Annotated in this window: 20 protein-coding genes; 9 read left to right on the forward strand and 11 right to left on the reverse strand. The window is 74.5% G+C overall.

Features of this window, described 5'->3' with window-relative positions; genetic code table 11:
• The first annotated feature begins 12 nt into the window (after nt 1-12).
• Genes hutU through hutH form a run of 5 tightly spaced genes read left to right on the forward strand, consistent with a single transcriptional unit; the run spans nt 13 to nt 6,920 of the window.
• Nucleotides 13-1,668: a urocanate hydratase gene (gene hutU / locus ONA70_RS08025; RefSeq protein ID WP_265005705.1), complete on the forward strand. Its 1,656-nt coding sequence runs from the start codon at nt 13-15 to the stop codon at nt 1,666-1,668.
• Complete coding sequence (locus ONA70_RS08030) at nt 1,665-2,864, forward strand: allantoate amidohydrolase (RefSeq protein ID WP_265005706.1); 1,200 nt, start codon at nt 1,665-1,667, stop codon at nt 2,862-2,864. Before hutU ends, ONA70_RS08030 begins: the two co-directional genes overlap by 4 nt.
• Entirely contained in the window at nt 2,861-4,219 is a 1,359-nt protein-coding gene (locus ONA70_RS08035) for a formimidoylglutamate deiminase (RefSeq protein ID WP_265005722.1), read from the forward strand. The genes ONA70_RS08030 and ONA70_RS08035 overlap by 4 nt, the downstream gene beginning before the upstream one ends.
• The gene (hutI, locus tag ONA70_RS08040) at nt 4,216-5,394 is read left to right on the forward strand and encodes an imidazolonepropionase (RefSeq protein WP_265005707.1); all 1,179 of its coding nucleotides are present in this window, start codon (nt 4,216-4,218) and stop codon (nt 5,392-5,394) included. Before ONA70_RS08035 ends, hutI begins: the two co-directional genes overlap by 4 nt.
• Nucleotides 5,382-6,920 carry a histidine ammonia-lyase gene (gene hutH, locus ONA70_RS08045; protein WP_265005708.1) on the forward strand — a complete coding sequence of 513 codons (1,539 nt, stop codon included), beginning with the start codon at nt 5,382-5,384 and terminating at the stop codon, nt 6,918-6,920. The genes hutI and hutH overlap by 13 nt, the downstream gene beginning before the upstream one ends.
• Before the next feature lie 18 nt (nt 6,921-6,938).
• On the opposite strand, the gene rdgB is transcribed toward hutH, so the two are convergent.
• From rdgB to ONA70_RS08100, 11 genes are all read right to left on the reverse strand, one after another.
• Nucleotides 6,939-7,556 carry an RdgB/HAM1 family non-canonical purine NTP pyrophosphatase gene (gene rdgB / locus ONA70_RS08050; RefSeq protein ID WP_265005709.1) on the reverse strand — a complete coding sequence of 206 codons (618 nt, stop codon included), beginning with the start codon at nt 7,554-7,556 and terminating at the stop codon, nt 6,939-6,941.
• Nucleotides 7,553-8,281, reverse strand: coding sequence for a ribonuclease PH (rph, locus tag ONA70_RS08055; RefSeq protein WP_265005710.1), 729 nt, complete (start codon nt 8,279-8,281; stop codon nt 7,553-7,555). Before rph ends, rdgB begins: the two co-directional genes overlap by 4 nt.
• Complete coding sequence (locus tag ONA70_RS36665) at nt 8,268-8,861, reverse strand: glycosyltransferase (protein ID WP_319956434.1); 594 nt, start codon at nt 8,859-8,861, stop codon at nt 8,268-8,270. Before ONA70_RS36665 ends, rph begins: the two co-directional genes overlap by 14 nt.
• A complete protein-coding gene (locus tag ONA70_RS08065; RefSeq protein ID WP_265005711.1) occupies nt 8,858-10,000 on the reverse strand; it encodes a glycosyltransferase family 4 protein in 1,143 nt (380 codons plus the stop codon). Before ONA70_RS08065 ends, ONA70_RS36665 begins: the two co-directional genes overlap by 4 nt.
• 89 nt (nt 10,001-10,089) lie before the next feature.
• Nucleotides 10,090-10,836 (reverse strand): MBL fold metallo-hydrolase, encoded by a 747-nt coding sequence (locus tag ONA70_RS08070; protein WP_265005712.1) that lies wholly within the window; start codon nt 10,834-10,836, stop codon nt 10,090-10,092.
• Between the two features lie 223 nt (nt 10,837-11,059).
• Entirely contained in the window at nt 11,060-12,025 is a 966-nt protein-coding gene (locus tag ONA70_RS08075; protein WP_265005713.1) for a PLP-dependent cysteine synthase family protein, read from the reverse strand.
• A gap of 10 nt (nt 12,026-12,035) precedes the next feature.
• The gene (locus ONA70_RS08080; RefSeq protein ID WP_265005714.1) at nt 12,036-12,410 is read right to left on the reverse strand and encodes a MoaD family protein; all 375 of its coding nucleotides are present in this window, start codon (nt 12,408-12,410) and stop codon (nt 12,036-12,038) included.
• A gap of 71 nt (nt 12,411-12,481) precedes the next feature.
• Nucleotides 12,482-12,970: a M67 family metallopeptidase gene (locus ONA70_RS08085; RefSeq protein WP_265005715.1), complete on the reverse strand. Its 489-nt coding sequence runs from the start codon at nt 12,968-12,970 to the stop codon at nt 12,482-12,484.
• A gap of 54 nt (nt 12,971-13,024) precedes the next feature.
• Nucleotides 13,025-13,522, reverse strand: a complete 498-nt coding sequence (locus tag ONA70_RS08090; RefSeq protein ID WP_265005723.1) for a DUF2017 domain-containing protein — start codon at nt 13,520-13,522, stop codon at nt 13,025-13,027.
• A gap of 2 nt (nt 13,523-13,524) precedes the next feature.
• Entirely contained in the window at nt 13,525-13,815 is a 291-nt protein-coding gene (gene clpS, locus ONA70_RS08095; protein WP_111242404.1) for an ATP-dependent Clp protease adapter ClpS, read from the reverse strand.
• 115 nt (nt 13,816-13,930) lie between these two features.
• On the reverse strand, nt 13,931-15,505 hold the full coding sequence (locus ONA70_RS08100; protein ID WP_265005716.1) for a P-loop NTPase family protein: 1,575 nt from the start codon (nt 15,503-15,505) through the stop codon (nt 13,931-13,933).
• Nucleotides 15,506-15,694: 189 nt separating this feature from the next.
• On the opposite strand from ONA70_RS08100, the gene ONA70_RS08105 reads away from it, so the two are divergent.
• The 4 genes from ONA70_RS08105 to ONA70_RS08120 all read left to right on the forward strand — a co-directional run bounded on the left by ONA70_RS08105 (nt 15,695) and on the right by ONA70_RS08120 (nt 21,543).
• On the forward strand, nt 15,695-18,373 hold the full coding sequence (locus tag ONA70_RS08105) for a LuxR C-terminal-related transcriptional regulator (RefSeq protein ID WP_265005717.1): 2,679 nt from the start codon (nt 15,695-15,697) through the stop codon (nt 18,371-18,373).
• A 16-nt stretch (nt 18,374-18,389) separates the two neighbouring features.
• Nucleotides 18,390-19,676, forward strand: coding sequence for a nicotinate phosphoribosyltransferase (locus ONA70_RS08110; protein ID WP_265005718.1), 1,287 nt, complete (start codon nt 18,390-18,392; stop codon nt 19,674-19,676).
• Nucleotides 19,677-19,688: 12 nt separating this feature from the next.
• Nucleotides 19,689-20,270, forward strand: a complete 582-nt coding sequence (locus tag ONA70_RS08115) for an isochorismatase family protein (RefSeq protein WP_265005719.1) — start codon at nt 19,689-19,691, stop codon at nt 20,268-20,270.
• Between the two features lie 64 nt (nt 20,271-20,334).
• Nucleotides 20,335-21,543, forward strand: a complete 1,209-nt coding sequence (locus ONA70_RS08120; RefSeq protein ID WP_265005720.1) for an MFS transporter — start codon at nt 20,335-20,337, stop codon at nt 21,541-21,543.
• Nucleotides 21,544-21,736 lie beyond the last annotated feature (193 nt).

Consider the following 21,736-nt stretch of genomic DNA (forward strand, 5'->3'; position numbering starts at 1 on the left):
GAGGAGTACGAGATGCACCAGCCCGTCCGCGCCGCCCGCGGCACCGCACGCACCGCGAAAGGGTGGCCGCAGGAGGCCGCGCTGCGGATGCTGATGAACAACCTCGACCCGGAGGTGGCCGAGCGCCCCGAGGACCTGGTGGTCTACGGCGGCACCGGCAAGGCCGCCCGGGACTGGCCGTCCTACCACGCGCTGGTCCGGACGCTGACCGACCTGCGCGACGACGAGACGATGCTGGTGCAGTCCGGCCGCCCGGTGGGGGTCATGCGGACCCACGAGTGGGCGCCCCGGGTGCTGCTGGCCAACTCCAACCTGGTCGGCGACTGGGCCACCTGGCCGGAGTTCCGCCGGCTGGAGCAGCTCGGCCTGACCATGTACGGGCAGATGACCGCCGGTTCCTGGATCTACATCGGCACTCAGGGCATCCTGCAGGGCACCTACGAGACGTTCGCCGCGGTCGCGGCCAAGCGCTTCGGCGGCTCGCTGGCCGGCACGCTGACGCTGACCGCCGGCTGCGGCGGGATGGGCGGGGCGCAGCCCCTCGCGGTCACCATGAACGGCGGCGTGTGCCTGATCGTGGACGTGGACCGCAGCCGGCTGGAGCGGCGGGCGCACGACCGCTACCTGGACGAGATCGCCGACTCCCTGGACGACGCGGTCGAGCGGGTGCTCGCCGCCAAGCGGGACCGGCGGGCGCTCAGCGTCGGCGTGGTCGGCAACGGGGCCGCCGTCTTCCCGGAGCTGCTGCGCCGGGGCGTCGCCATCGACATCGTCACCGACCAGACCAGCGCGCACGACCCACTGTCGTACCTGCCGGAGGGGGTGGAGCTGGCCGACGCCCGGGACTATGCGACGGCGAAGCCGGCCGAGTTCACCGACCGGGCGCGGGCCTCGATGGCGAAGCACGTCGAGGCGATGGTCGGCTTCCTCGACGCGGGTGCCGAGGTCTTCGACTACGGCAACTCGATCCGCGGCGAGGCGAAGCTGGGCGGGTTCGAGCGGGCCTTCGACTTCCCCGGCTTCGTGCCGGCGTACATCCGGCCGCTGTTCTGCGAGGGCAAGGGACCGTTCCGGTGGGCGGCGCTCTCCGGCGACCCGGCCGACATCGCGGCCACCGACCGGGCCATCCTCGACCTGTTCCCGGAGAACGAGTCCCTGGCCCGGTGGATCCGGATGGCCGGCGAGCGGGTGGCCTTCCAGGGCCTGCCGGCGCGGATCTGCTGGCTCGGCTACGGCGAGCGGGACAAGGCCGGGGTGCGGTTCAACGAGATGGTCGCCGCCGGCGAGCTGAGCGCACCGGTGGTGATCGGCCGGGACCACCTGGACTGCGGCAGCGTGGCCAGCCCCTACCGGGAGACCGAGGCGATGGCCGACGGCTCCGACGCGATCGCCGACTGGCCGCTGCTCAACGCGCTGGTCAACACGGCCAGCGGCGCGTCCTGGGTGTCGATCCACCACGGCGGCGGGGTGGGCATCGGCCGGTCCATCCACGCCGGCCAGGTGTGCGTGGCCGACGGCAGCGCCCTGGCCGGGCAGAAGATCGAGCGGGTGCTCACCAACGACCCGGCGATGGGCGTCATCCGGCACGTCGACGCCGGCTACGACGCGGCCCGGGAGGTCGCCGACCGGACCGGCGTCCGGGTCCCGATGACCGAGGGTCCGGCGTGACCGACCTGGCCGCCCGGTTCCGGAAGCTCTGGGACGAGCTCGCCCCGGTCGGGCGGGACGCGGGCAGCGGCGGCTACCTGCGCTACGCGCTGACCGAGCCGGAACTCGAGCTGCGTGCCTGGTTCCGGGAGCAGGCCGACGAGCGGGGCATGCCGGTGCACTCCGACGGCAACGGCAACCTGTTCGCCTGGTGGGGCGACCCGGCGGCCGGCGGGGCGGTGCTGACCGGCAGCCACTTCGACTCGGTGCCGCACGGCGGGGCGTACGACGGTCCGCTCGGCATCGTCAGCGCGTTCCTCGCGGTGGACGAGTTGCGGGCCGCCGGCGTCACCCCGGTGCGGCCGGTGGCGGTGGCCGCGTTCGTCGAGGAGGAGGGCGGCCGGTTCGGCGTACCCTGCCTCGGATCGCGGCTGCTCACCGGGGAGATCGACGTAGACCGCGCGGCCGGGCTGCGCGACACCGGCGGGGTGAGCTTCGCCGAGGCGCTGGGCGACCGTCCGGCGGGTGCCGACCCGGGCCTGCTCGCCCGCTTCGCGGCCTTCGTGGAGCTGCACGTCGAACAGGGCCGCGCACTGGTCGACCGGGCCGCGCCGGTCGCGGTGGCCAGCGCGATCTGGCCGCACGGCCGGTGGCGGTTCGACTTCCACGGCGAAGGCAACCACGCGGGTACGACCCGGATGGCCGACCGCCGCGACCCGATGCTCACCTACGCGTTCACCGTGCTCGCGGCGAACAAGGAGGCCCGGCTGCGCGACGCGCACGCCACCGTCGGCCGGGTGGCGGTGGAGCCGAACGCCACCAACGCCATCCCGGCCCGGGTGACCGGCTGGCTGGACGCCCGGGCGGCCGAGCCGGAGACGCTGCACGGCCTGGTCGAGGCGGTGCGGGCCAAGGCGACCGAGCGGGCGCGGCGGGACGGCACCGAGCTGACCTGCACGCAGGAGTCGGCCACGCCCCTCGTCGCGTTCGACGGCGGGCTGACAGAGCAGCTGGCCCGGCTGCTGGACGCGCCGGTGCTGCCCACCGGGGCGGGACACGACGCCGGGGTGCTGGCCGCGCACCTGCCCACCGCCATGCTGTTCGTACGGAACCCGACCGGGGTGTCGCACTCCCCGGCCGAGTCGGCCACCGACGCCGACTGCGCCGCCGGGGTGACCGCCCTGGCCCGGGTGCTGGAGGAGCTCGCATGCCGCTGACCCGTTGGCTGGCCGAGTACGCCTGGCTGCCCGACCACGCCGAGCCCACCCCGGACGTGCTGATCGAGGCCGAGAACGGCCGGATCACCGCCGTCACGCCGCTGGTCGGCGGTGGGGGCGCGCCGACCGCCGGGGTCGAGGTGCTCCGGGACGCCACCCGGCTGCCCGGGCTGACCCTGCCGGGGCTGGCCAACGCCCACTCGCACGCCTTCCACCGGGCGCTGCGCGGGCGGACCCACGGCGGGCGGGGCGACTTCTGGAGCTGGCGGGACGTGATGTACACGGTCGCGGCCCGGCTCGACCCCGACTCGTACCTGGCCCTGGCCCGGGCCGCCTACGCCGAGATGGCGCTCGCCGGGATCACCTGCGTGGGCGAGTTCCACTACCTGCACCACGGGCCGGACGGGCAGCCGTACGACGATGCGAACGCGATGTCGGCGGCGCTGGTCGAGGCCGCCGCGCACGCCGGGATCCGGCTCACCCTGCTGGACACCGCGTACCTGACCGCGAGCGTGGACGGGGCGCCGCTGGCCGGGCCGCAGCGCCGGTTCGGCGACGGCGACGCGCTGCGCTGGGCGGACCGGGCCAGCGCGTTCAACCCCGAGGACGACCACGTCCGGCTCGGCGCGGCGATCCACTCCGTGCGCGCGGTGCCCGCCGAGCAGCTCGCCACCGTGGCCGGCTGGGCCGACCGCCAGGGCCTGCCGCTGCACGTGCACCTGTCCGAGCAGCCGGCCGAGAACGACGCCTGCCGGGCCGTGCACGGTCGCACCCCGACCCGGCTGCTGGCCGACCACGGGGTGCTCGGCCGGCACACCACGGCCGTGCACGCCACCCACCCGACCGGCGCCGACATCACCCTGCTCGGGGAGAGCCGGACCGGGGTCTGCCTCTGCCCCACCACCGAGCGGGACCTGGCCGACGGGATCGGGCCGGCCCGCCGGATGGCCGAGGCGGGCAGCCCGCTCAGCCTGGGCAGCGACAGCCACGCGGTGGTCGACCTCTTCGAGGAGGCCCGCGCGGTCGAGCTGGACGAGCGGCTGCGCACCCGCAGGCGGGGGCACTTCACCGCCGTCGAGCTGCTCGCCGCCGCGACCGTGGCCGGGCACGCCGCGCTGGGCTGGGGCGACGCCGGCCGGCTGTCGGTGGGCGACCGGGCCGACCTGGTCACCGTACGGCTGGACAGCGCCCGGACCGCCGGGGTGCCGCCGGTCGGCGCGTTCTTCGCGGCCACCGCCGCCGACGTCACCCACGTGGTGGTCGACGGGCGGACGGTGGTCGCCGACGGCCGGCACCTGACCGTCGACGTGCCGGTCGAACTGCACGCCGCCATCACGGAGGTGACCCGGCCATGAGCAGTGTGCTGGTGGACAACATCGGGGAGCTGGTCACCAACTCCCCCTGGGAGGGCGAGCGCGACCCACTCGGCATCCGGCGCAACGTCGCCCTGCTGGTCGAGGACGGGGTGGTGGCCTGGATCGGGCCGACCCGGGACGCCCCGGCCGCCGACCGGCGGATCGACGCCGGGGGCGCGGCCGTGCTGCCCGGTTTCGTGGACAGCCACGCCCACCTGGTCTTCGCCGGAGACCGGGCCGCCGAGTTCGCCGCCCGGATGGCCGGCGAGCCGTACACCGGCGGCGGGATCCGGACCACCGTGGGCGCCACCCGGGCCGCCTCCGACGACGAGCTGCGGGCCACCGTGGGCCGGTTGCGGGCGGAGATGACGCGGCAGGGCACCACCACCGTCGAGATCAAGAGCGGGTACGGGCTCACCGTCGCCGACGAGGCCCGCTCGCTGCGGATCGCCGCCGAGTTCACCGCGGACACCACCTTCCTCGGCGCGCACGTGGTCCCCGCCGAGTACGCCGACCGCCCCGACGACTACGTCGGCATGGTCTGCGGGCCGATGCTGGCCGCCGCCGCCCCGTACGCCCGCTGGATCGACGTGTTCTGCGAGCGGGGCGCCTTCGACGTTGACCACGCCCGAGCGATCCTCGCCTGCGGTCAGGCGGTCGGGCTGGGCGTGCGGGTGCACGCCAACCAGCTCGGCCCCGGGCCGGGCGTGCGGCTCGGGGTGGAGCTGGGCGCGGCAAGCGTCGACCACTGCACCCACCTGACCGACGCCGACGTCGACGCGCTGGCCGGGTCGGAGACCGTCGCCACGCTGCTGCCCGGCGCGGAGTTCTCCACCCGGTCGCCGTACCCGGACGCCCGCCGGCTGCTCGACGCGGGCGTGACCGTGGCCCTCGCCACCGACTGCAACCCCGGCTCGTCGTACACCTCGTCGATGCCGTTCTGCCTCGCCCTCGCCGTACGCGAGCTGCGGATGACCCCGGCGGAGGCCGTGTGGGCCGCGACCGCCGGCGGGGCGGCGGCGCTGCGCCGCACCGACGTGGGCCGGTTGGCGCGGGGCGCGCGGGCCGATCTGGTGATCCTCGACGCCCCGTCCCACCTGCACCTGGCCTACCGGCCGGGAGTTCCCCTGATCCGCCAGGTTCTGCAAAACGGAGTGCCGCAATGTCGACCGTAGTCATCCAGCCCACCGGGATCTCCCCCGCCGACGTGCTCGCAGTGGCCCGCGGCACCGCCAAGGTCGTCCTCGACCCGGCCGCGGTGGAGGCCATGGCCGCCAGCCGGTCCATCGTGGACGGCATCGAGGCGGCCGGCCGGCCCGTCTACGGCGTCTCCACCGGGTTCGGGGCCCTCGCGAACACCTTCGTCGCGCCCGAACGCCGGGCCGAGCTGCAGCACGCGCTGATCCGCTCGCACGCCGCCGGGATCGGCGCGCCGATGCCCCGCGAAGTGGTCCGGGCGATGATGCTGCTGCGGGTACGCTCGCTCGCCCTCGGCCGCTCCGGGGTCCGGCCGCTCGTCGCCGAGGCGCTGGTGGACCTGCTCAACCACGATGTCACCCCGTGGGTGCCGGAGCACGGCTCGCTGGGCGCCTCCGGCGACCTGGCCCCGCTCGCGCACTGCGCGCTGGTGCTGCTCGGCGAGGGCTGGGTGCTCGGCCCGGCCGGTGACCGGATCCCGGCCGCGGACGCGCTGCGCCGGGTCGGGCTGGCGCCGGTCGAGTTGGCCGCCAAGGAGGGGCTGGCGCTGATCAACGGCACCGACGGCATGCTCGGCATGCTGCTGCTGGCGATCCACGACGCCCGGCACCTGTTCACCATGGCCGACGTGACCGCCGCGCTGGCGATCGAGGCGATGCTCGGCTCGGAACGGCCGTTCCTGCCCGAGTTGCACGCGATCCGGCCGCACCCCGGCCAGGCGACGTCGGCGGCGAACATCCACCAGCTGCTGCAGAGCTCGGCGGTGATGGACTCGCACCGCGACGACCTGGCGCACGCGGTGCAGGACGCGTACTCGATGCGCTGCGCGCCGCAGGTGGCCGGCGCGGCCCGGGACACCCTCGACTTCGTCGAGGTGGTGGCCGGGCGGGAGCTTCGGTCGGTGGTGGACAACCCGGTGGTGCTGCCGGACGGGCGGGTCGAGTCGACCGGCAACTTCCACGGGGCGCCGCTCGGCTTCGCCGCCGACTACCTGGCCATCGCCGCCGCCGAGGTGGGCGCGATCGCCGAGCGCCGGGTGGACCGGCTGCTGGACGTCACCCGCTCCCGGGACCTGCCGGCGTTCCTCTCTCCCGACGCCGGGGTCAACTCCGGGCTGATGATCGCCCAGTACACGGCGGCCGGGATCGTCGCCGAGAACCGCCGGCTGGCCGCCCCCGCCTCGGTCGACTCGCTGCCCACCAGCGGCATGCAGGAGGACCACGTCTCGATGGGCTGGGCCGCGGCCAAGAAGCTGCGGACCGTGCTGGACAACCTGACCAGCCTGCTCGCGGTGGAACTGCTGGCCGCCGTACGCGGGCTCCAGCTGCGCGCCCCGCTCACCCCGTCCCCGGCCGGCCGGGCCGCGCTGGCCGCGCTCGCCGCGGTGGTCGGCGACCCTGGACCGGACGTGTTCCTCGCCCCGCTCATGGAGGCCGCACGCGACGTGCTGCGGGGCCCCGAGCTGCGCGCGGCGATCGAGCGGGAGATCGGCCCGCTCGGCTGACCGGAGCACCCGCTCGCGTCAGCTCGCCGGCGGGAGCACCTTCGCCACCAGCTGGGCCAGCTCGCGCAGGGCCTTGCCGCGGTGGCTGACGGCGTCCTTCTCCTCCGGGGTCAGCTCCGCGTTGGTCCGCTCCTGGCCGTCGCCGAGGAAGATCGGGTCGTACCCGAAACCGCCGTCGCCGCGCGGTGCCCGCAGCAGCTGGCCGGACTGGCGGCCGTCGACCAGGTGCTCCTTGCCGCCGGGCAGCACCAGCGCGACGGTGCAGACGAAGGCGGCGCCACGGTGCTCGTCCGGCACGTCGGCGACCTGGTCCAGCACCAGCTGGAGGTTGGCCCGGTCGTCGCCGTGCCGGCCGGACCAACGGGCGCTGAACACGCCCGGCATGCCGTTGAGCGCGTCCACGGCCAGCCCGGAGTCGTCGGCGATGGTCGGCAGGCCGGTACGCCGACAACCCTCCCGCGCCTTGATCAGCGCGTTCTCGCCGAAGGTGAGGCCGGTCTCCGGCAGCTCCGGGTACTCCTCGACGTCGTCGAGGCCGAGCAGGGCGATCCGGTGCGCGCCGAGCGCACCGTCGAGGATCCGCTGGAGCTCGACGAGCTTCTTCCGGTTCCGGGTGGCGAGGAGGACCTTGTTCATGAGGTGAGCGCCTTCCGCTGCGCGTCGGCCAGTTCCACACAGCCCGCCACGCCCAGGTCGAGCAGGGCGTCGAGCTGGTCGCGGGCGAAGACACCGGCCTCGCCCGTCCCCTGCACCTCGACGAAATCGCCGGTCCCGGTGCAGACCACGTTCATGTCGACCTCGGCCGCGACGTCCTCGGCGTAGCAGAGGTCGAGGCGGGGTTCACCGGCGATGATGCCGACGCTGACCGCGGCCACCGACCGGTGCATCACCTTCTCCACCTTGCCGGCGAGCGATTTGCGCTCGGCGAGCCAGGTCACCGCGTCGTGCAACGCCACGTACGCGCCGGTGATCGCGGCGGTGCGGGTGCCGCCGTCGGCCTGGAGCACGTCGCAGTCGAGCACGATCGAGTTCTCGCCGAGGGCCTTCAGGTCGACGCAGGCGCGCAGGCTGCGGCCGATCAGCCGGGAGATCTCGTGGGTCCGGCCGCCGATCTTCCCCCGGACGCTCTCCCGGTCCGAACGGGTGTTCGTGGCGCGGGGCAGCATCGCGTACTCGGCGGTCACCCAGCCGAGGCCGGAACCCTTGCGCCAGCGGGGCACCCCCTCGGTCACGCTCGCCGTGCAGAGCACCCGGGTCGCGCCGAACTCGACGAGGACCGAGCCCTCCGGGTGGGTGCTCCAGCCCCGGGTCAGGGTCACCGGTCGGAGTTGGTCGGGCCGCCGCCCGTCAGGTCGCGCCATGCCTGCACCTTATGCGGTCCCGTGATCGAACCGCCCTGGGGTGCCCGGCGAGCCGGCGGTGGCCTCCGGCGGAAGGTGACCTGAGGCCGCCGTTGGATGCGGTGGTCAGGTGGCGGGCGGGGCCGGCACCGGGCGGGACGCCGGCCGGACGGCAGGCGGGGCAGGCGCCGGGAGGGCCGCGGTCGGGGCCGCTTCCGATGGGCCGGCGGGTGGGGCTTCGAGGCCGTGCGCCCGGAGGAAGCCGGTTGGCCCGGGCCCAGCGGCCGGTCCAGCGCAGGGTGCTGCGGTCGGAGATCTCCAGCCGATCGGGGGCCAGGTCGGCGAGCAGCCGGGCCAGCCCCCGCCGGTCGGTCAGCACGCGGTAGCCGCCGCTGCCCGGCACCACCGGCCCGGGCAGGGTGATCTCCCGGCCCCACGGCCGGCGGTTGTCGGCGTACCGGGCGCCGGGGATCACCAGCACCGGTTCGTGGCCGGCGGCGAGGTAGCCCTCCCCGAGGTGCCGCAGCGCGGTCCGCAGACCGCCCGAGCGGCCGGTCACGAAGTTCGCCACCCGCACGATGCGGGCCTGGCCGCCGGTCATCCCCAGGCAGGCAGGCCCGGTGCCGGGGTACCGGCCCGCACCGCCTCGTAGTGGCCGATCAGTTCGTCTCCCACGGCGTGCCAGCTGCGCCGGCTCACCGCGACCCGGGCGGCCAGGCCGTAGCCGGCGCGCCGGGCCGGGTCGGCGGCGAGTTCCGCCACGGCGGCGGCGAGCGCGTCCCCGTCGTCGGGCGGCACGAGCACACCGGTGACGCCCGGCTGGACCAGGTCGACCGGGCCGCCGCTGGCCGGGGCGACCACGGACACCCCGCTCGCGGCGGCCTCCTGCAGGGTCTGCCCGAACGTCTCGTGCGGCCCGGTGTGGACGAAGACGTCGAGGCTGGCGTAGAGCCGGGCCAGCGCCGCACCGTGCTGGACGCCGAGGAAGCGCACCCGGGGCAGCGCCCGTTCGAGCTGCGGCCGGGCCGGGCCGTCGCCGGCCACCACGACCCGTACGCCGGGCAGCGCGGCGGTCGCCGCCAGCAGGTCGACCCGCTTCTCCGGGGCGAGCCGGCCGACGTACCCGACGAGCAGTTCGCCGCCGGGTGCCAGGACGCGGCGCAGGTCCTCGCTGCGCCGCGACGGGTGAAAGTGGTCCGCGTCGACGCCGCGCCGCCAGAGCCAGATCCGCTGGATCCCGTTGGCGATCAGGTCGGCCGCCGCCCGGGTCGAGGGCGCGAGGGTGCGCTGCGCCGAGTTGTGGATGCCCCGGAGCCGGCGCCAGGCGGCCGCCTCGCCCCAGCCCACGCGGTACGCGCGGGCGTAGGCGGCGACGTCGGTCTGATAGACGGCGACGGCCGGCAGCCCGTGCCGGGCGGCCAGGGCGGCGCCCGCCGCGCCCAGGATGAACGGGCTGGCCAGGTGCACCACGTCCGGCCGGTGGCCGAGCAGTGTGGCGGCCAGCCGGGCGGTCGGTACGCCGAGCCGGAAGCCCTGGTAGCGCGGGAGCGGCACGCTCGGGATCCGGACCACGGGGTACGGCTGCCGGTCGGTGGCGCGCCGCCGGCCGCCGGCCGGTGCGGGCGCGATGACCAGCGGTGCGTGGCCGCGCTTCAGCAGGTGCTCCGCGGTCCGGACCACGGAGTGCGCCACGCCGTTCACGTCCGGCGGAAACGACTCGGTCACGATGGCGATCCGCATGGCCCGAGGGTGCGGTCCGGACGGGTGCGCCAGGCGACCGCGCGCTGACGCGGCGGCGAACACTACGGCAACGCGCCGCGCCGCCGTCGTCAGACGTCGTAGCAGGCGCCGGGGCGGACCACGTCGAGCGGCCCGGCGTACGCGCCGGCCGCCGCCTCCACGGTCTGCGACTCGCTGCCCCAGGCGGCCACCAGGTGGGTGAGCAGCAGCCGGCCCACCCCCGCCTTGGTGGCGTACTCGCCGGCCTCGCGGCCGGTGAGGTGCAGATCCGGCGGGTTCTCCCCGCCGTCGAGGTAGCTGGCCTCACAGAGGAAGAGGTCGGCGCCCTGGGCCAGGCGCAGCAGCGCGTCGCAGGGCGCGGTGTCCGACGAGTAGCAGAACACCCGGCCGCCGTGCTCCAGGCGCACGCCGTACGTCTCGACGGGGTGGTTCATCCGGTCGACGGTCACGGTGAACGGGCCGATCGGGAAGGTGCCCGGCTGCAGGCCGTAGAACTGGTAGACGTCCTCGACCGTGCTGTCCTCCTGCCCGTACGCGGTGGCGATCCGGTCCGGCGCACCGGAGGGGGCGTACACCGGCAGGGCCGGGTACGGGCCGTCCGGGGCGTACCGCCGCACCACCACGTACGTCACCGCGTCGAGCATGTGGTCGCAGTGCAGGTGGGTGAGGAGGATGGCGTCGGGGGCGTGCAGCCCGACGTAGCGCTGGAGGGTGGAGAGCGCCCCCGAGCCGAAGTCGATCAGGAGTTTGAAACCCTCCGCCTCCATCAGGTAGGCGGAGCAGGGCGACTCGGGGCCGGGGAAGCTGCCCGCGCAGCCGAGGACGGTCAATCGCATCCGGTCGCCTCGATATCACGGCTCGTAGTCGACACGCCGGCAGTCGCTCCGCCGATGATCTCTGCCGACGCGTACGCCACGCTGCGCAGCCTACGCGCCGCCCCCTCCGCCAAGAATCGTCTACCGGAAGTTGTCATCAACGTGACACACGTACACGTCCTGTCGCGGGCAAGACGGTCGGGCTGGTCGACGGGGTGCCGCCGACCAGCCCGACCGGGGGCCGTCAGGCCCAGAGCTGTCCCTCCAGAGCGTTCTCGGCATCCGCGAGGGTGCCGCCGTACGCCCCGGTCGAGAGGTACTTCCAGCCGGCGTCGGCGATGACGAACGCGACGTCGGCGCGGCGCCCGGCCTTGACCGCCTCGTGCGCCACGGCGAGCGCCGCGTGCAGGATCGCGCCGGTGGAGAAGCCGGCGAAGATGCCCTCCACCTCGACGAGCTGCCGGGTACGCAGCACCGCGTCCCGGGTGCCCACCGAGAAGCGCCGGGAGAGCACCTGGGCGTCGTAGAGCTCGGGTACGTATCCCTCGTCGATGTTGCGCAGGCCGTAGACCAGTTCGCCGTAGCGCGGCTCGGCCGCGACGATCTGGATGCCCTCGACCTTCTCGCGCAGGTAGCGTCCGGTGCCCATCAGGGTGCCGGTGGTGCCCAGCCCGGCCACGAAGTGGGTGATCGTCGGCAGGTCGTGCAGCAGCTCCGGCCCGGTCGTCTCGTAGTGGGCCCGGGCGTTCGCCTCGTTGCCGTACTGGTAGAGCATCACCCAGTCGGGGTGCTCGGCGGCGATCTGCTTGGCAGTGGCCACGGCCTGGTTGGAGCCGCCGGCGGCCGGCGAGAAAATGATCTCCGCGCCGTACATCCGGAGCAGTTGGACCCGCTCGGTGGAGACGTTCTCCGGCATCACGCAGACCAGCCGGTAGCCGCGCAGCTTGGCCACCATGGCCAGCGAGATGCCGGTGTTGCCGCTGGTCGGCTCGAGGATGGTGTCACCCGGACGGAGGTGACCGGCCTCCTCGGCCGCGCGGACCATGAACAGGGCAGCCCGGTCCTTGATGCTGCCGGTGGGGTTCCGGTCCTCCAGCTTCGCCCAGAGCCGCACCGGCGGCGCCCCCTCGGGCACCGTCGGTGAGAGCCGGGGCAATCCGATCAGGGGCGTGCCGCCGCACGCGTCGAGCAGGCTCTCGTACCGCGCCATGGCGACCGCCTCAGTGGCGCGCTACGCGCGCCGCACCAGCACTGTGCCGCGCGATCGCGGCTGCCGCCGCGCTGTGCTGCGCGATCGCCGCAGCGGCGGCGAAGCCGAAGGCGCCGCCGGCCACGGCCGGCAGGATGGTGACGCTGTCGCCGTCGGTGAGCTTGGCGTCGAGCGCGCCGAGGAAGCGGACGTCCTCGTCGTTGACGTAGACGTTGACGAACCGGTGCAGCGCGCCGGCGTCGGTGACCAGCCGGCCCTTCAGGCCGCCGTGCCGGGAGTCCAGGTCGGTGAGCAGGTCGCCCAGCGTGTCGCCGGTGCCCTCGACGACCTTCGCGCCGCCGGTGTAGCTACGCAGGATGGTGGGGATGCGAACCTCGATGGCCATGATGTCTCGTGCTCCTTGTTCAGGTGGTGCCAGGTGACGGGAGAAGGAAAGGTGTGCCGACGCTGGAGGGATCAGCGGTCGGAACACTCGTAGTCGACCGTCGCCGGGCTCTGCCCGAACATGTAGGACTGGACGGCGTGCGGGTCCACGGCGGCATCCACGATCTTGACCGGCTCCTCGGTGACCACGCCGTCCACGATGCGGAAGGAGCGGATCTCCTCCGAGTCGGGCTCACGGGTCGAGACGAGCAGGTAGTGCGCTCCCGGCTCACCGGCGAAGGAGATGTCCGTGCGGGACGGGTACGCCTCGGTCGCGGTGTGCGAGTGGTAGATGACGACCGGCTCCTCGTCGCGGTCGTCCATCTCGCGCCAGAGCCGCAACTGTTCCATCGAGTCGAACTCGTAGAACGTCATGGAGCGGGCGGCGTTCTCCATCGGGATGTGCCGGATCGGGGTGTCGCTGCCGGCGGGACCGGCGACCACGCCGCACGCCTCGTCCGGGTGGTCCCGACGCGCGTGGGCCACGATCGCGTCGATGATCGACCGGTCGATGCTCAGCACCCGGACAGCCTAGCGCCCGTGACTCTCCGGTGGCGAGGTGGTGACCGTCACGGATCAGTCGATCAAGGCGTTGAGCAGGGACTCCTGCAGATATCCGAGATACGCGTAGACCGACAGTTGGAACACCCGGGACGAGGTGGGGTCCTCGGCCACCGCGTCGTCGAGTTCCTCACCCAAATCGGTGCCGTCCTTGATCTCCAGCCGAACGCCCATCGCCAGTCGGGCGTCGTTGAGCGCGCGCAGCCACGCCTCGGCCGCCTCGGCGTCCAGGCGTACCTCGCCGCCGACCTCGCCGTCGGGCAGCGCGGCGAGAATCGCACCGGCCTGGTCGATCTTGGCGGTCTTGAGGTCGCCCTCGGTGTAGCGGCGGAACTCGGCGGTGCTCGCGGCGTCGTCCGGGTAGACCTCGGGGAAGAGCCGGCCGACCACCGGGTCGCCGTGGTCGAAGCCGTCGGTGAGCAGGCCGACCACCTCGGAGGCCACCTTGCGCAGTACCCGCACCTCGTCCACCGCGAAGGTGGCCACGTAGCGGTCGCCGTGGCGACGGAACATACTCACGAGCGATCCACCGTTGCCCAGAGCCCGTACGCGTGCAACTGCGACGCGTCGTGCTCCATCCGCTCCCGGGCCCCGCTGGAGACCACCGCCTTGCCCTTGTGGTGCACGTCCAGCATGAGCTGCTCGGCCTTCTCCCGGCTGTACCCGAAGAGCTTCTGGAACACCCAGGTCACGTACGTCATGAGGTTGACCGGATCGTCCCAGACGATCGTCACCCAGGGCCGGTCGGACGCCGGCACCTCGTCGGTGTCCGGCGTCTCGACCGGTGCAACCTGTGGAGCCGCCATGCCCCCCATCGTGCCACCGGATCCGGGGAACCGATGAACCGGAACGCCGCGCCGGCCCGGATCACCCTCCCGGGCCACCCACGCCGGCCCGGTCGAGCGGCGCGCCGCCCCCGCCTCAGGCGAGCAGGATGCCGTGTTCGACTGCATCGATGACCACCGCGCCCAGCGAGAGACGGATCACCTCGAAGCGGCGGGACACCTCGCGGGACAGTTCCAGCTCCACCTCGCGCAGCGCCCGCTGGGCCCAGGACCGCGCGTCGTTCGGGTCGTCGTTGCCGGGTGCCCGCCAGTGCTGCCAACAGCCGCCGGAGAGCGCCACCCCGACCGGGGGCAGCACCTCGTCCCGCTCCGCCCCGGGGAAGCCGGACAGCGCGTCGAACGCCCCGCCGCCGGTCAGCCCGGCCACCCCGGCCGTGCTGGTGACCAGAAGCACCCGGTCCAGCTCCCGGCCGACGGGATGGTCGGCGAGACCCCACCGGACGGCGTGGGTGATCCGGTGGCGGACCCCCTCGGCCAGCGGCGCCCCGAAGACCCGGGCGGCGGTGTCGTCGAGGATGGCCCGGGCCGCCGCGTCGCACTGGGCGGTGGCGAGCAGCGACAACGCCTCCATCTCGCGGTCGAGCAACTGCGGCAGGCCGGCGCAGCCGACCCCGAAGACGATCTCCTGCACCACCCGGAGGTGGATGTTGGCCAACTCCAGGGCGAGGTGCTGACGGATCCGCTGGGCACAGGACCGGGCCTGGCGGTCCAGCCGCTCGGCGATGTCGCCGGGGTCGAGCCCGGACACCACCGGCACCCGGCCGTGCGCGCCGAGCGGCTCCGGCGGCCGGGCGCTGGCCCGCCGCAGCCCCTCGTCCGCCGCCCAGCCGACCAGCGCCCGGCGCAGGGCCCCGTGGTCGGCCGGTCGGACGGCGTACCAGCGGGCGCCGGCCAGCCCGGGCACCGCCGACAGCAGGGCGGCCCGGTGCGCCGCGACGGAGACCTCCACCGGATCGACCCGGCGTCCCGCCGGGCGCGGCAGGAGCCGGCCCGGGCGGCCGATCGACGGGACGGACGCCCCCGCGCCCTCCGTAGCCGTCGGTCCGTCGCCCGGGCCGGCCCAGCCGGCCACCCCAGGGGTGACCGCGAACAGCACCTGGACCCGGGTCCGGGCGAGGTCGGCCAGCAGGTTCAGCTCGGGGGCGGTGAACGCCTGGTCGGCGGAGATCACGAAGAGCAGCGCGCCGGCCCGCCCGACCGTGTCGAGCAGTACCCGGCCGCCGGCGACGCCGAGCGAGCCGGTGTCCGGCGTGTCGAGCACGGCGAAGTGGCGCAGCAGCGGATCGGGCAGGCTCAACTCCACCCGGCGCGGCGGGCGGGCCAGGGCCGGGCCCGCGGCGAGCGGATCGGCGCCGTACGAGTGCGGCTGGCGGTAGCCCGGCACGTACGCGGCCCGGGTCGGCACCCGGCCGTGGTTGACGAGGAGGTAGCTGCCGGCGGGGACGGCCAGCATCCTGGGTTCCAGCCCGAGCAGGCCGGCGAGCAGCTCGCGTCGACCGGCGCCGGCCGGACCCGCGACGACGACGGCCAACGGCTCGTCCGGGTCGGGGTCGGTCACCCCGAGCCGGGACGGCAGGGGCGCAGAGTTCGGCGGCTCCACCGGCCCGCCCGGATCGGGCACGTCGACCGAGCGGAGAGGGCCGGGCTTCATCAAGCGGCCTCCCGGTTGGGCGACCGGGCTGCGGGCCGGTCGCGCGGGGTAATCCGTGGTGGCAGAAGAGTAAGCGTGTCAGGAGTCCGACACGGAACATTTCGGATACTCACCAGTAATCGAGAGATTACTCAACTTCGCTGCGTGACGATGTGGGCGCGGACGGATTACCGTCGATATGCTGCACCGATGAGTCGGTGGGACTTTGTCGGGCGAAGGGACGAGCTCAACCGTCTGTTGTCGGCGGTCAGCGGCCCCGAGGGGCGCGGGTTGCTCTTCAGCGGCAGTGCCGGGGTCGGCAAGAGCCGGCTGCTCCGCGAGGGGATCGCCGCCCTCCCCACCGACCGGTACGCGATCTGGTCCGTGGCGGCCAGCGCCACCACGGCCGCGCTGCCCTTCGGCGGCCTCGTCCAGGTGCTCCCGGCCGAGCAGCCGCAGGGGCTCTCCCCCGCCGGCATCCTCCGCTGGGCGGTGGACCGGCTCCAGGAGCAGGCCGCCGGCCGGCCGATCGTGCTCGCGATCGACGACGCGCACCTGCTCGACCCGCCGTCGGCCGCGCTGGTCCACCTCATCGCCCGGGCCGAGAACGCCACCGTGATCGGGACGCTGCGCAACGGCGAGCAGATCCCGCTGCCGATCCGCGCGCTGTGGACGGACGACCTGGTGGACCTGGTCGAGCTGGCGCCGCTCGGTCCGGCCGAGATCACCGGGCTGCTCGCCGCGATCCTCGGCGGGCCGGTCGACGCGGGCACCGCCGAGCGGCTGTTCCGGCTCTCCGCGGGCAACCCGCTGCTCCTGCGCGAACTGGTGCTGGCCGCCTCCGGTGGCGACGAGCTGAGCCGGACGTACGGGATCTGGAAGTGGACCGGCCGGCTGGAGCTGGCGCCCAGCCTCACCGACCTGATCGACACCCGGATCGGCCAGCTCACCCCCGGCGTGCGGTCGGTGGTCGAGCTGGTGGCGTTCGGCGAGCCGCTCGGCCTGCAGCTGCTGCAGCGCGCGGTCGACCCGGCGGACGTGGAGACCGCCGAGGAGCGCGGCCTGATCACCATGGTCCACGACGACCGGCGACTGGACGTCCGGCTCGCCCACCCGCTCTACGGCGAGGTGATGCGCCGGCAGTGCCCGGTCAGCCGGACCCGCCGGCTCAAGGCCAAACTGGCCGAGCTGCTCGAACAGGTCGGCAAGCGGCGCCGGGACGACCTGCTCCGGGTCGCCGTGTGGCGGCTGGACTCCGGCACCGCACAGAACCCGGCGCTGCTGCTCGACGCGGCCGGCCAGGCCTTCGGCCGGTACGACGTGCCGCTGGCGACCCGGCTGGCCCGCGCCGCCCTGGACGCCGAGGGCGGCTCCGACGCCGCCGAACTGCTCGCCACCATTCTCATGTTCGGCGACCGGCCCGACGAGGCGATCCAGGTGCTCGACTCGGTGGCCGGCGCGATCACCGACGACCGGCGGCGCAGCCGCTGGCTGACCGTACGTGGCATGGTCAGCTACTGGGGGCTCAGCCGCGAGTCCACGGTGGAGGAGATCGCGGCGCGCGTCGCCGAGCTGACCGACCCGGCCGACAAGGCCCGGGTGCGCGCCTTCGAGGCGATCATGCGGCTGCACCGGCTGGACACCGGCGCCGCGCTGCGACTCGCGCAGGCGGTGCTGGACCGGCCGGCCGCGTCGGTGGCCGCGCGGGAGCTCGCCCGGTGCACGCTGGCCCACCTGCAGGCCGCCGAGGGGCAGTACCGGCGCAGCGCCACCGCCATCGCCCGCGTGCAGGCCGAAGCGGCCCGCTGGCGGGGCGACATGCCGTACCTCCAGCTCGCCATGGAGCTGGCCCGGGGCACCCGGTTGGCGCTCTCCGGCGACCTCACCGGCATCGACGCGATCGTGGCCGACGAGTTCGCCGACCTGGCCGGCGCCGGGGACTTCCGGCTCGGCACCGGCTACCTGGCCATCCTCCAGGCGTACGCGGCGCGGCTCCGCGGGCGCAGCGACGAGGCGCTCAAGACCAGCCTCGGCGCCTGCGCGGTGCTCGCCACCAGCCGGGTGTACGCCGGCCTGGCGCACGCCGAACGGGCCCAGGCGGCGGCGCTGCGCGGCGACGCGACGCACGCGGCGGAGGCGATGGCGGAGGCGGACCGCACCCACACCCCCGGGATGGCCGTGCTCTACCCGTGGCTGGAGCAGGCCCGGGGCGCGACGTACGCGGCCGCCGGTGACCTGCCCGCCGCCACCAAGCACCTCTGCGCGTTGGCCGACCGGCTCCGCGCGGACGGCCTCGCCGGCCACGAGCTGCTGATCCTGCTCGACCTGGTCCGGCTCGACCAGGCCGCCGCGCCGATCGGCCCCACCTGCACCGACGGCGGACGGCGGACGGCGGCGCAGCGCCTGGCCGAACTCTCCGAACGGGTCGACGGGATCCTGCCCTCGCTGGTCGCCCGCTACGCCCGCGCGGCGGTCGACCGTTCCCCCACCGAACTGCTCGCGGTCGCCGACGGCTTCGCCGCGCGGGACCTGGTCGTGTACGCCGCCGAGGCCGCCGCGATGGCCCTGCACCACGCGGGGCGGACCCGGGCCACCGCGACCGGACCGGCCCGAGAACGCCTCGCCGAACTGCTCCGCCACTGCGACGGGGTCTCCACCCCGGCGCTGCAGCGGCTCCGGCCGGCGCTCAGCGAGCGCGAGTGGGAGGTCGCCCGGCTCGCCGCCGAGGGCGCCACCAGCCGGGCCATCGCCGAGCGGCTCTACCTGTCCAGCCGGACCGTGGAGAACCACCTCCAGCGGGTCTACAGCAAGCTCGGCGTGACCGGGCGGGCCGAGCTGCGGGCCGCCCTGCGGTCGATGCCGGGCCACGACGGCACGGATCTTGCCTGAACTCTAGGCTGGAGGCGTGAGCACCCTTCGCCCCGCGCTGCTGACCGACCACTACGAGCTGACCATGGTCAGCGCCGCCCTGCGGGACGGCACCGCCGACCGCAGCTGCGTCTTCGAGGTGTTCACCCGGCGCCTGCCGGCGGGCCGGCGCTACGGCGTGGTCGCCGGGACCGCCCGGCTGGTCGACCTGATCCGGGAGTTCCGGTTCGACGCCGAGGAGGTCGACTTCCTGCGCCGCACCGGAGTGGTGGACGACCGGGCCGCGGAGTGGCTCACCAACTACCGCTTCACCGGCGACGTCGACGGGTACGCCGAGGGCGAGTTGTTCTTCCCCGGCTCACCGATCCTCACCGTCTCCGGCACCTTCGCCGAGTGCGTGGTGCTGGAGACGCTGGTGCTGTCGGTGCTCAACCACGACTGCGCGGTCGCCGCGGCGGCCGCCCGGATGGTCACCGCCGCCCGCGGCCGGGCGCTGATCGAGATGGGTTCCCGCCGGGCGCACGAGGGGGCGGCGGTGGCCGCGGCGCGGGCGGCGTACCTGGCCGGGTTCCGGTTCACCTCCAACCTGGCCGCCGGGCAGCAGTACGGCATTCCCACCGCCGGCACCGCCGCGCACGCGTTCACCCTGCTGCACGACGACGAGCGGGCGGCGTTCGCCTCGCAGGTCGCCACGCTGGGCAAGGACACCACGCTGCTGGTCGACACGTACGACATCAGCCAGGGCATCCGGAACGCGATCGAGATCGCCGGGCCGGAGCTGCGGGCGATCCGGATCGACTCCGGTGACCTGACCGTCATCGCCCAGCAGTCCCGGGAGCTGCTCGACTCGCTCGGGGCCACCGAGACGAAGATCATCGTCTCGGGTGACCTGGACGAGTACGCCATCGCCACGCTCGCCGCCGAGCCGGTCGACATGTACGGCGCGGGCACGGCCGTGGTGACCGGCTCCGGCGCGCCGACCGCCGGACTGGTCTACAAGCTGGTCGAGGTGGCGGGGCGGCCGGTGGTCAAGCGCTCCGAGCAGAAGGCCACCATCGGCGGCCGGAAGGTGGCCGTACGCCGGCACAAGCCGACCGGCACCGCCACCGAGGAGGTCATCGTGCCGCAGGGCGTACCGGACCGGCAGCCCAACGACCGGCTGCTCCAGCGCTCGTTCATCGTGGCGGGCGAACCGGTGGCGCTGCCCACCCTCGACGAGTCACGGGAACACCTGCGGCAGTGCCTGATCTCCATTCCCTGGGAGGGCCTGAAGCTCTCCGGCGGCGACCCGGCCATCCCGGTGACCGTCGTACCCGCGACCTGAGGAGGCCCCGGCATGGGCAACGCGTTGATCATCGTGGACGTGCAGAACGACTTCTGCGAGGGCGGCTCGCTGGCCGTGGCCGGCGGGGCGGGCGTGGCAGCCGGCATCTCCCGGCTGCTCGCCGCCGAGCCGGACCGCTGGGACCATGTGGTGGCGACGAAGGACTACCACATCGACCCCGGGCCGCACTTCGGCAACCCGCCGGACTACGTCGACTCCTGGCCCCGGCACTGCGTGGTGGGCACCGCCGGGTCGGAGTTCCACCCCGACCTGGACACCGACCGGGTCGAGGCGATCTTCCACAAGGGCGAGCATGCCGCCGCGTACTCCGGTTTCGAGGGGCACGCCGAGGACGGCGAATGCCTGGCCGACTGGCTACGCCGGCACGACGTCGACCGGGTCGACCTGGTCGGGATCGCCACCGACCACTGCGTCCGGGCGACCGCGCTGGACGCCGCCGGCGAGGGCTTCCGTACCACCGTGCTGCTGGACCTCACCGCCGCCGTGGCGCCCGAGACGCTGGACGTGGCGCTGCGGGCGCTCGACGCTGCCGGCGTCACCATGGTCGGCGAGCCTGTGATCCGGACCGCTTGACCAGGTAATTGGTTGCGGCTGTCGTAGCCCCGGTCGAGGATGTCGGCCGGAGGTACGGACCGTCGTGAACTTGAAGCCTTACCGGGAGGCGCTCGCCCTGCCCGGTCTCCGGTCGTTGCTGCTGGTCTCGGTGCTGGCCCGCGTCCCACTCACCGCGACCGGGGTGACGCTCACCTTCCACGTCGTGCTCGACCTCGGCCGGGGCTACGGCGCCGCCGGCCTGGTCGGCGCCGCGTCGACCGTCGGCGCCGCGCTCGGCTCCCCGCTGCTCGGCCGGCTGGTCGACCGGCGCGGGTTGCGCCCGGTGCTGCTGCTGACCACCCTCGCCGAGGGCGTCTTCTGGGCCAGCGCCCCGACCCTGTCGTACCCGGTGCTGCTGCCGACGGCCTTCCTGGCCGGGCTGCTCGCCCTGCCGGTCTTCTCGGTGGTCCGCCAGTCGGTGGCGGCGCTGGTGCCGGCCGAGCGGCGCCGCCCGGCGTACGCGCTGGACTCGATGTCGGTGGAGCTGTCGTTCATGGTCGGCCCGGCGCTGGCCGTGGCCCTCGCCACGACCCTCTCCCCGCGCATCACCATGTGGGCGGTCGGGGCCGGGATCGTCGCCTCCGGGATCGGGTTCTGGCTGCTCGACCCGCCCACCCGCAGCGCCGACGAGCCGGTCGGCCCGCACCGCAAGGTCCCGCGCCGCGAGTGGCTCACCCCCCGGCTGCTCGCCGTGCTGGCGGTGAGCCTGGCCGCCACCCTGGTGCTCGGCGGCACCGACGTCGCGGTGGTCGCCGTGCTACGGGCCGGCGGCGAGGTCGGGTGGACCGGTGCCGTGCTGACCGCCTGGGCGGTGGCCTCGCTGGTGGGCGGCTTCGCGTACGGGGCGGTCACCCGCTCGCTCTCGCCGCTGGCCCTGATGGCGACGCTCAGCCTCACCACGATCCCGGTCGGGCTGGGCGGGGCGCACTGGTGGCTGCTCTGCCTCGCACTCGTCCCGGCCGGCGCCCTCTGCGCACCCACCATCGCCTCGACCTCGGACGCGGTGAGCCGGCTCGCCCCGGCCGGCGTACGCGGCGAGGCGATGGGCCTGCACGGCTCGGCGGTCACCGTCGGCATCGCCCTCGGCGCGCCGCTCGCCGGTGCGGTGATCGACGCGTCGGCCCCGGCATGGGGCTTCGCGGTCACTGGCGCGATCGGCGTCCTGGTGGCCCTGGCGGTGCTCCCCGTCGAACTGCGCCACCGCCGCCAGCCCATCACCCCCACACCGGACCCGGAGCTGGCCCCCGCCTGACCTCGCCCCGCCCTGACCCCGACCCGGGGCCGCCGGGCCTGGCCCACCTCCTCCACCCAAGCGTTGATCAAGGGGTTTGCGTCAGAATTCGCCGCCCGGATCCTGACGCAAACGCCTTGATCAACTGGGCCGGGGGCGGGGGCTGCCCGCGGGCCGGGGTGGGGTGATGAAGTCCATGGTGGACGGCGCGGTC

Source organism: Micromonospora yasonensis (assembly GCF_026013475.1).
Lineage (GTDB): Bacteria > Actinomycetota > Actinomycetes > Mycobacteriales > Micromonosporaceae > Micromonospora > Micromonospora yasonensis.

Bases quoted from the DNA above. Each gene is read 5' to 3' on its own strand.
- clpS (WP_111242404.1), bottom strand. From the start codon at position 13,815: ATGGCGGCTCCACAGGTTGCACCGGTCGAGACGCCGGACACCGACGAG.
- ONA70_RS08115 (WP_265005719.1), top strand. From the start codon at position 19,689: ATGGGCAACGCGTTGATCATCGTGGACGTGCAGAACGACTTCTGCGAG.
- ONA70_RS08080 (WP_265005714.1), bottom strand. From the start codon at position 12,410: ATGGCCATCGAGGTTCGCATCCCCACCATCCTGCGTAGCTACACCGGC.
- hutU (WP_265005705.1), top strand. From the start codon at position 13: ATGCACCAGCCCGTCCGCGCCGCCCGCGGCACCGCACGCACCGCGAAA.
- ONA70_RS08100 (WP_265005716.1), bottom strand. From the start codon at position 15,505: ATGAAGCCCGGCCCTCTCCGCTCGGTCGACGTGCCCGATCCGGGCGGG.
- rph (WP_265005710.1), bottom strand. From the start codon at position 8,281: ATGGCGCGACCTGACGGGCGGCGGCCCGACCAACTCCGACCGGTGACC.
- ONA70_RS08075 (WP_265005713.1), bottom strand. From the start codon at position 12,025: ATGGCGCGGTACGAGAGCCTGCTCGACGCGTGCGGCGGCACGCCCCTG.
- rdgB (WP_265005709.1), bottom strand. From the start codon at position 7,556: ATGAACAAGGTCCTCCTCGCCACCCGGAACCGGAAGAAGCTCGTCGAG.
- ONA70_RS08090 (WP_265005723.1), bottom strand. From the start codon at position 13,522: ATGTTCCGTCGCCACGGCGACCGCTACGTGGCCACCTTCGCGGTGGAC.
- ONA70_RS08070 (WP_265005712.1), bottom strand. From the start codon at position 10,836: ATGCGATTGACCGTCCTCGGCTGCGCGGGCAGCTTCCCCGGCCCCGAG.
- ONA70_RS08065 (WP_265005711.1), bottom strand. From the start codon at position 10,000: ATGCGGATCGCCATCGTGACCGAGTCGTTTCCGCCGGACGTGAACGGC.
- hutH (WP_265005708.1), top strand. From the start codon at position 5,382: ATGTCGACCGTAGTCATCCAGCCCACCGGGATCTCCCCCGCCGACGTG.
- ONA70_RS36665 (WP_319956434.1), bottom strand. From the start codon at position 8,861: ATGACCGGCGGCCAGGCCCGCATCGTGCGGGTGGCGAACTTCGTGACC.
- hutI (WP_265005707.1), top strand. From the start codon at position 4,216: ATGAGCAGTGTGCTGGTGGACAACATCGGGGAGCTGGTCACCAACTCC.
- ONA70_RS08105 (WP_265005717.1), top strand. From the start codon at position 15,695: ATGAGTCGGTGGGACTTTGTCGGGCGAAGGGACGAGCTCAACCGTCTG.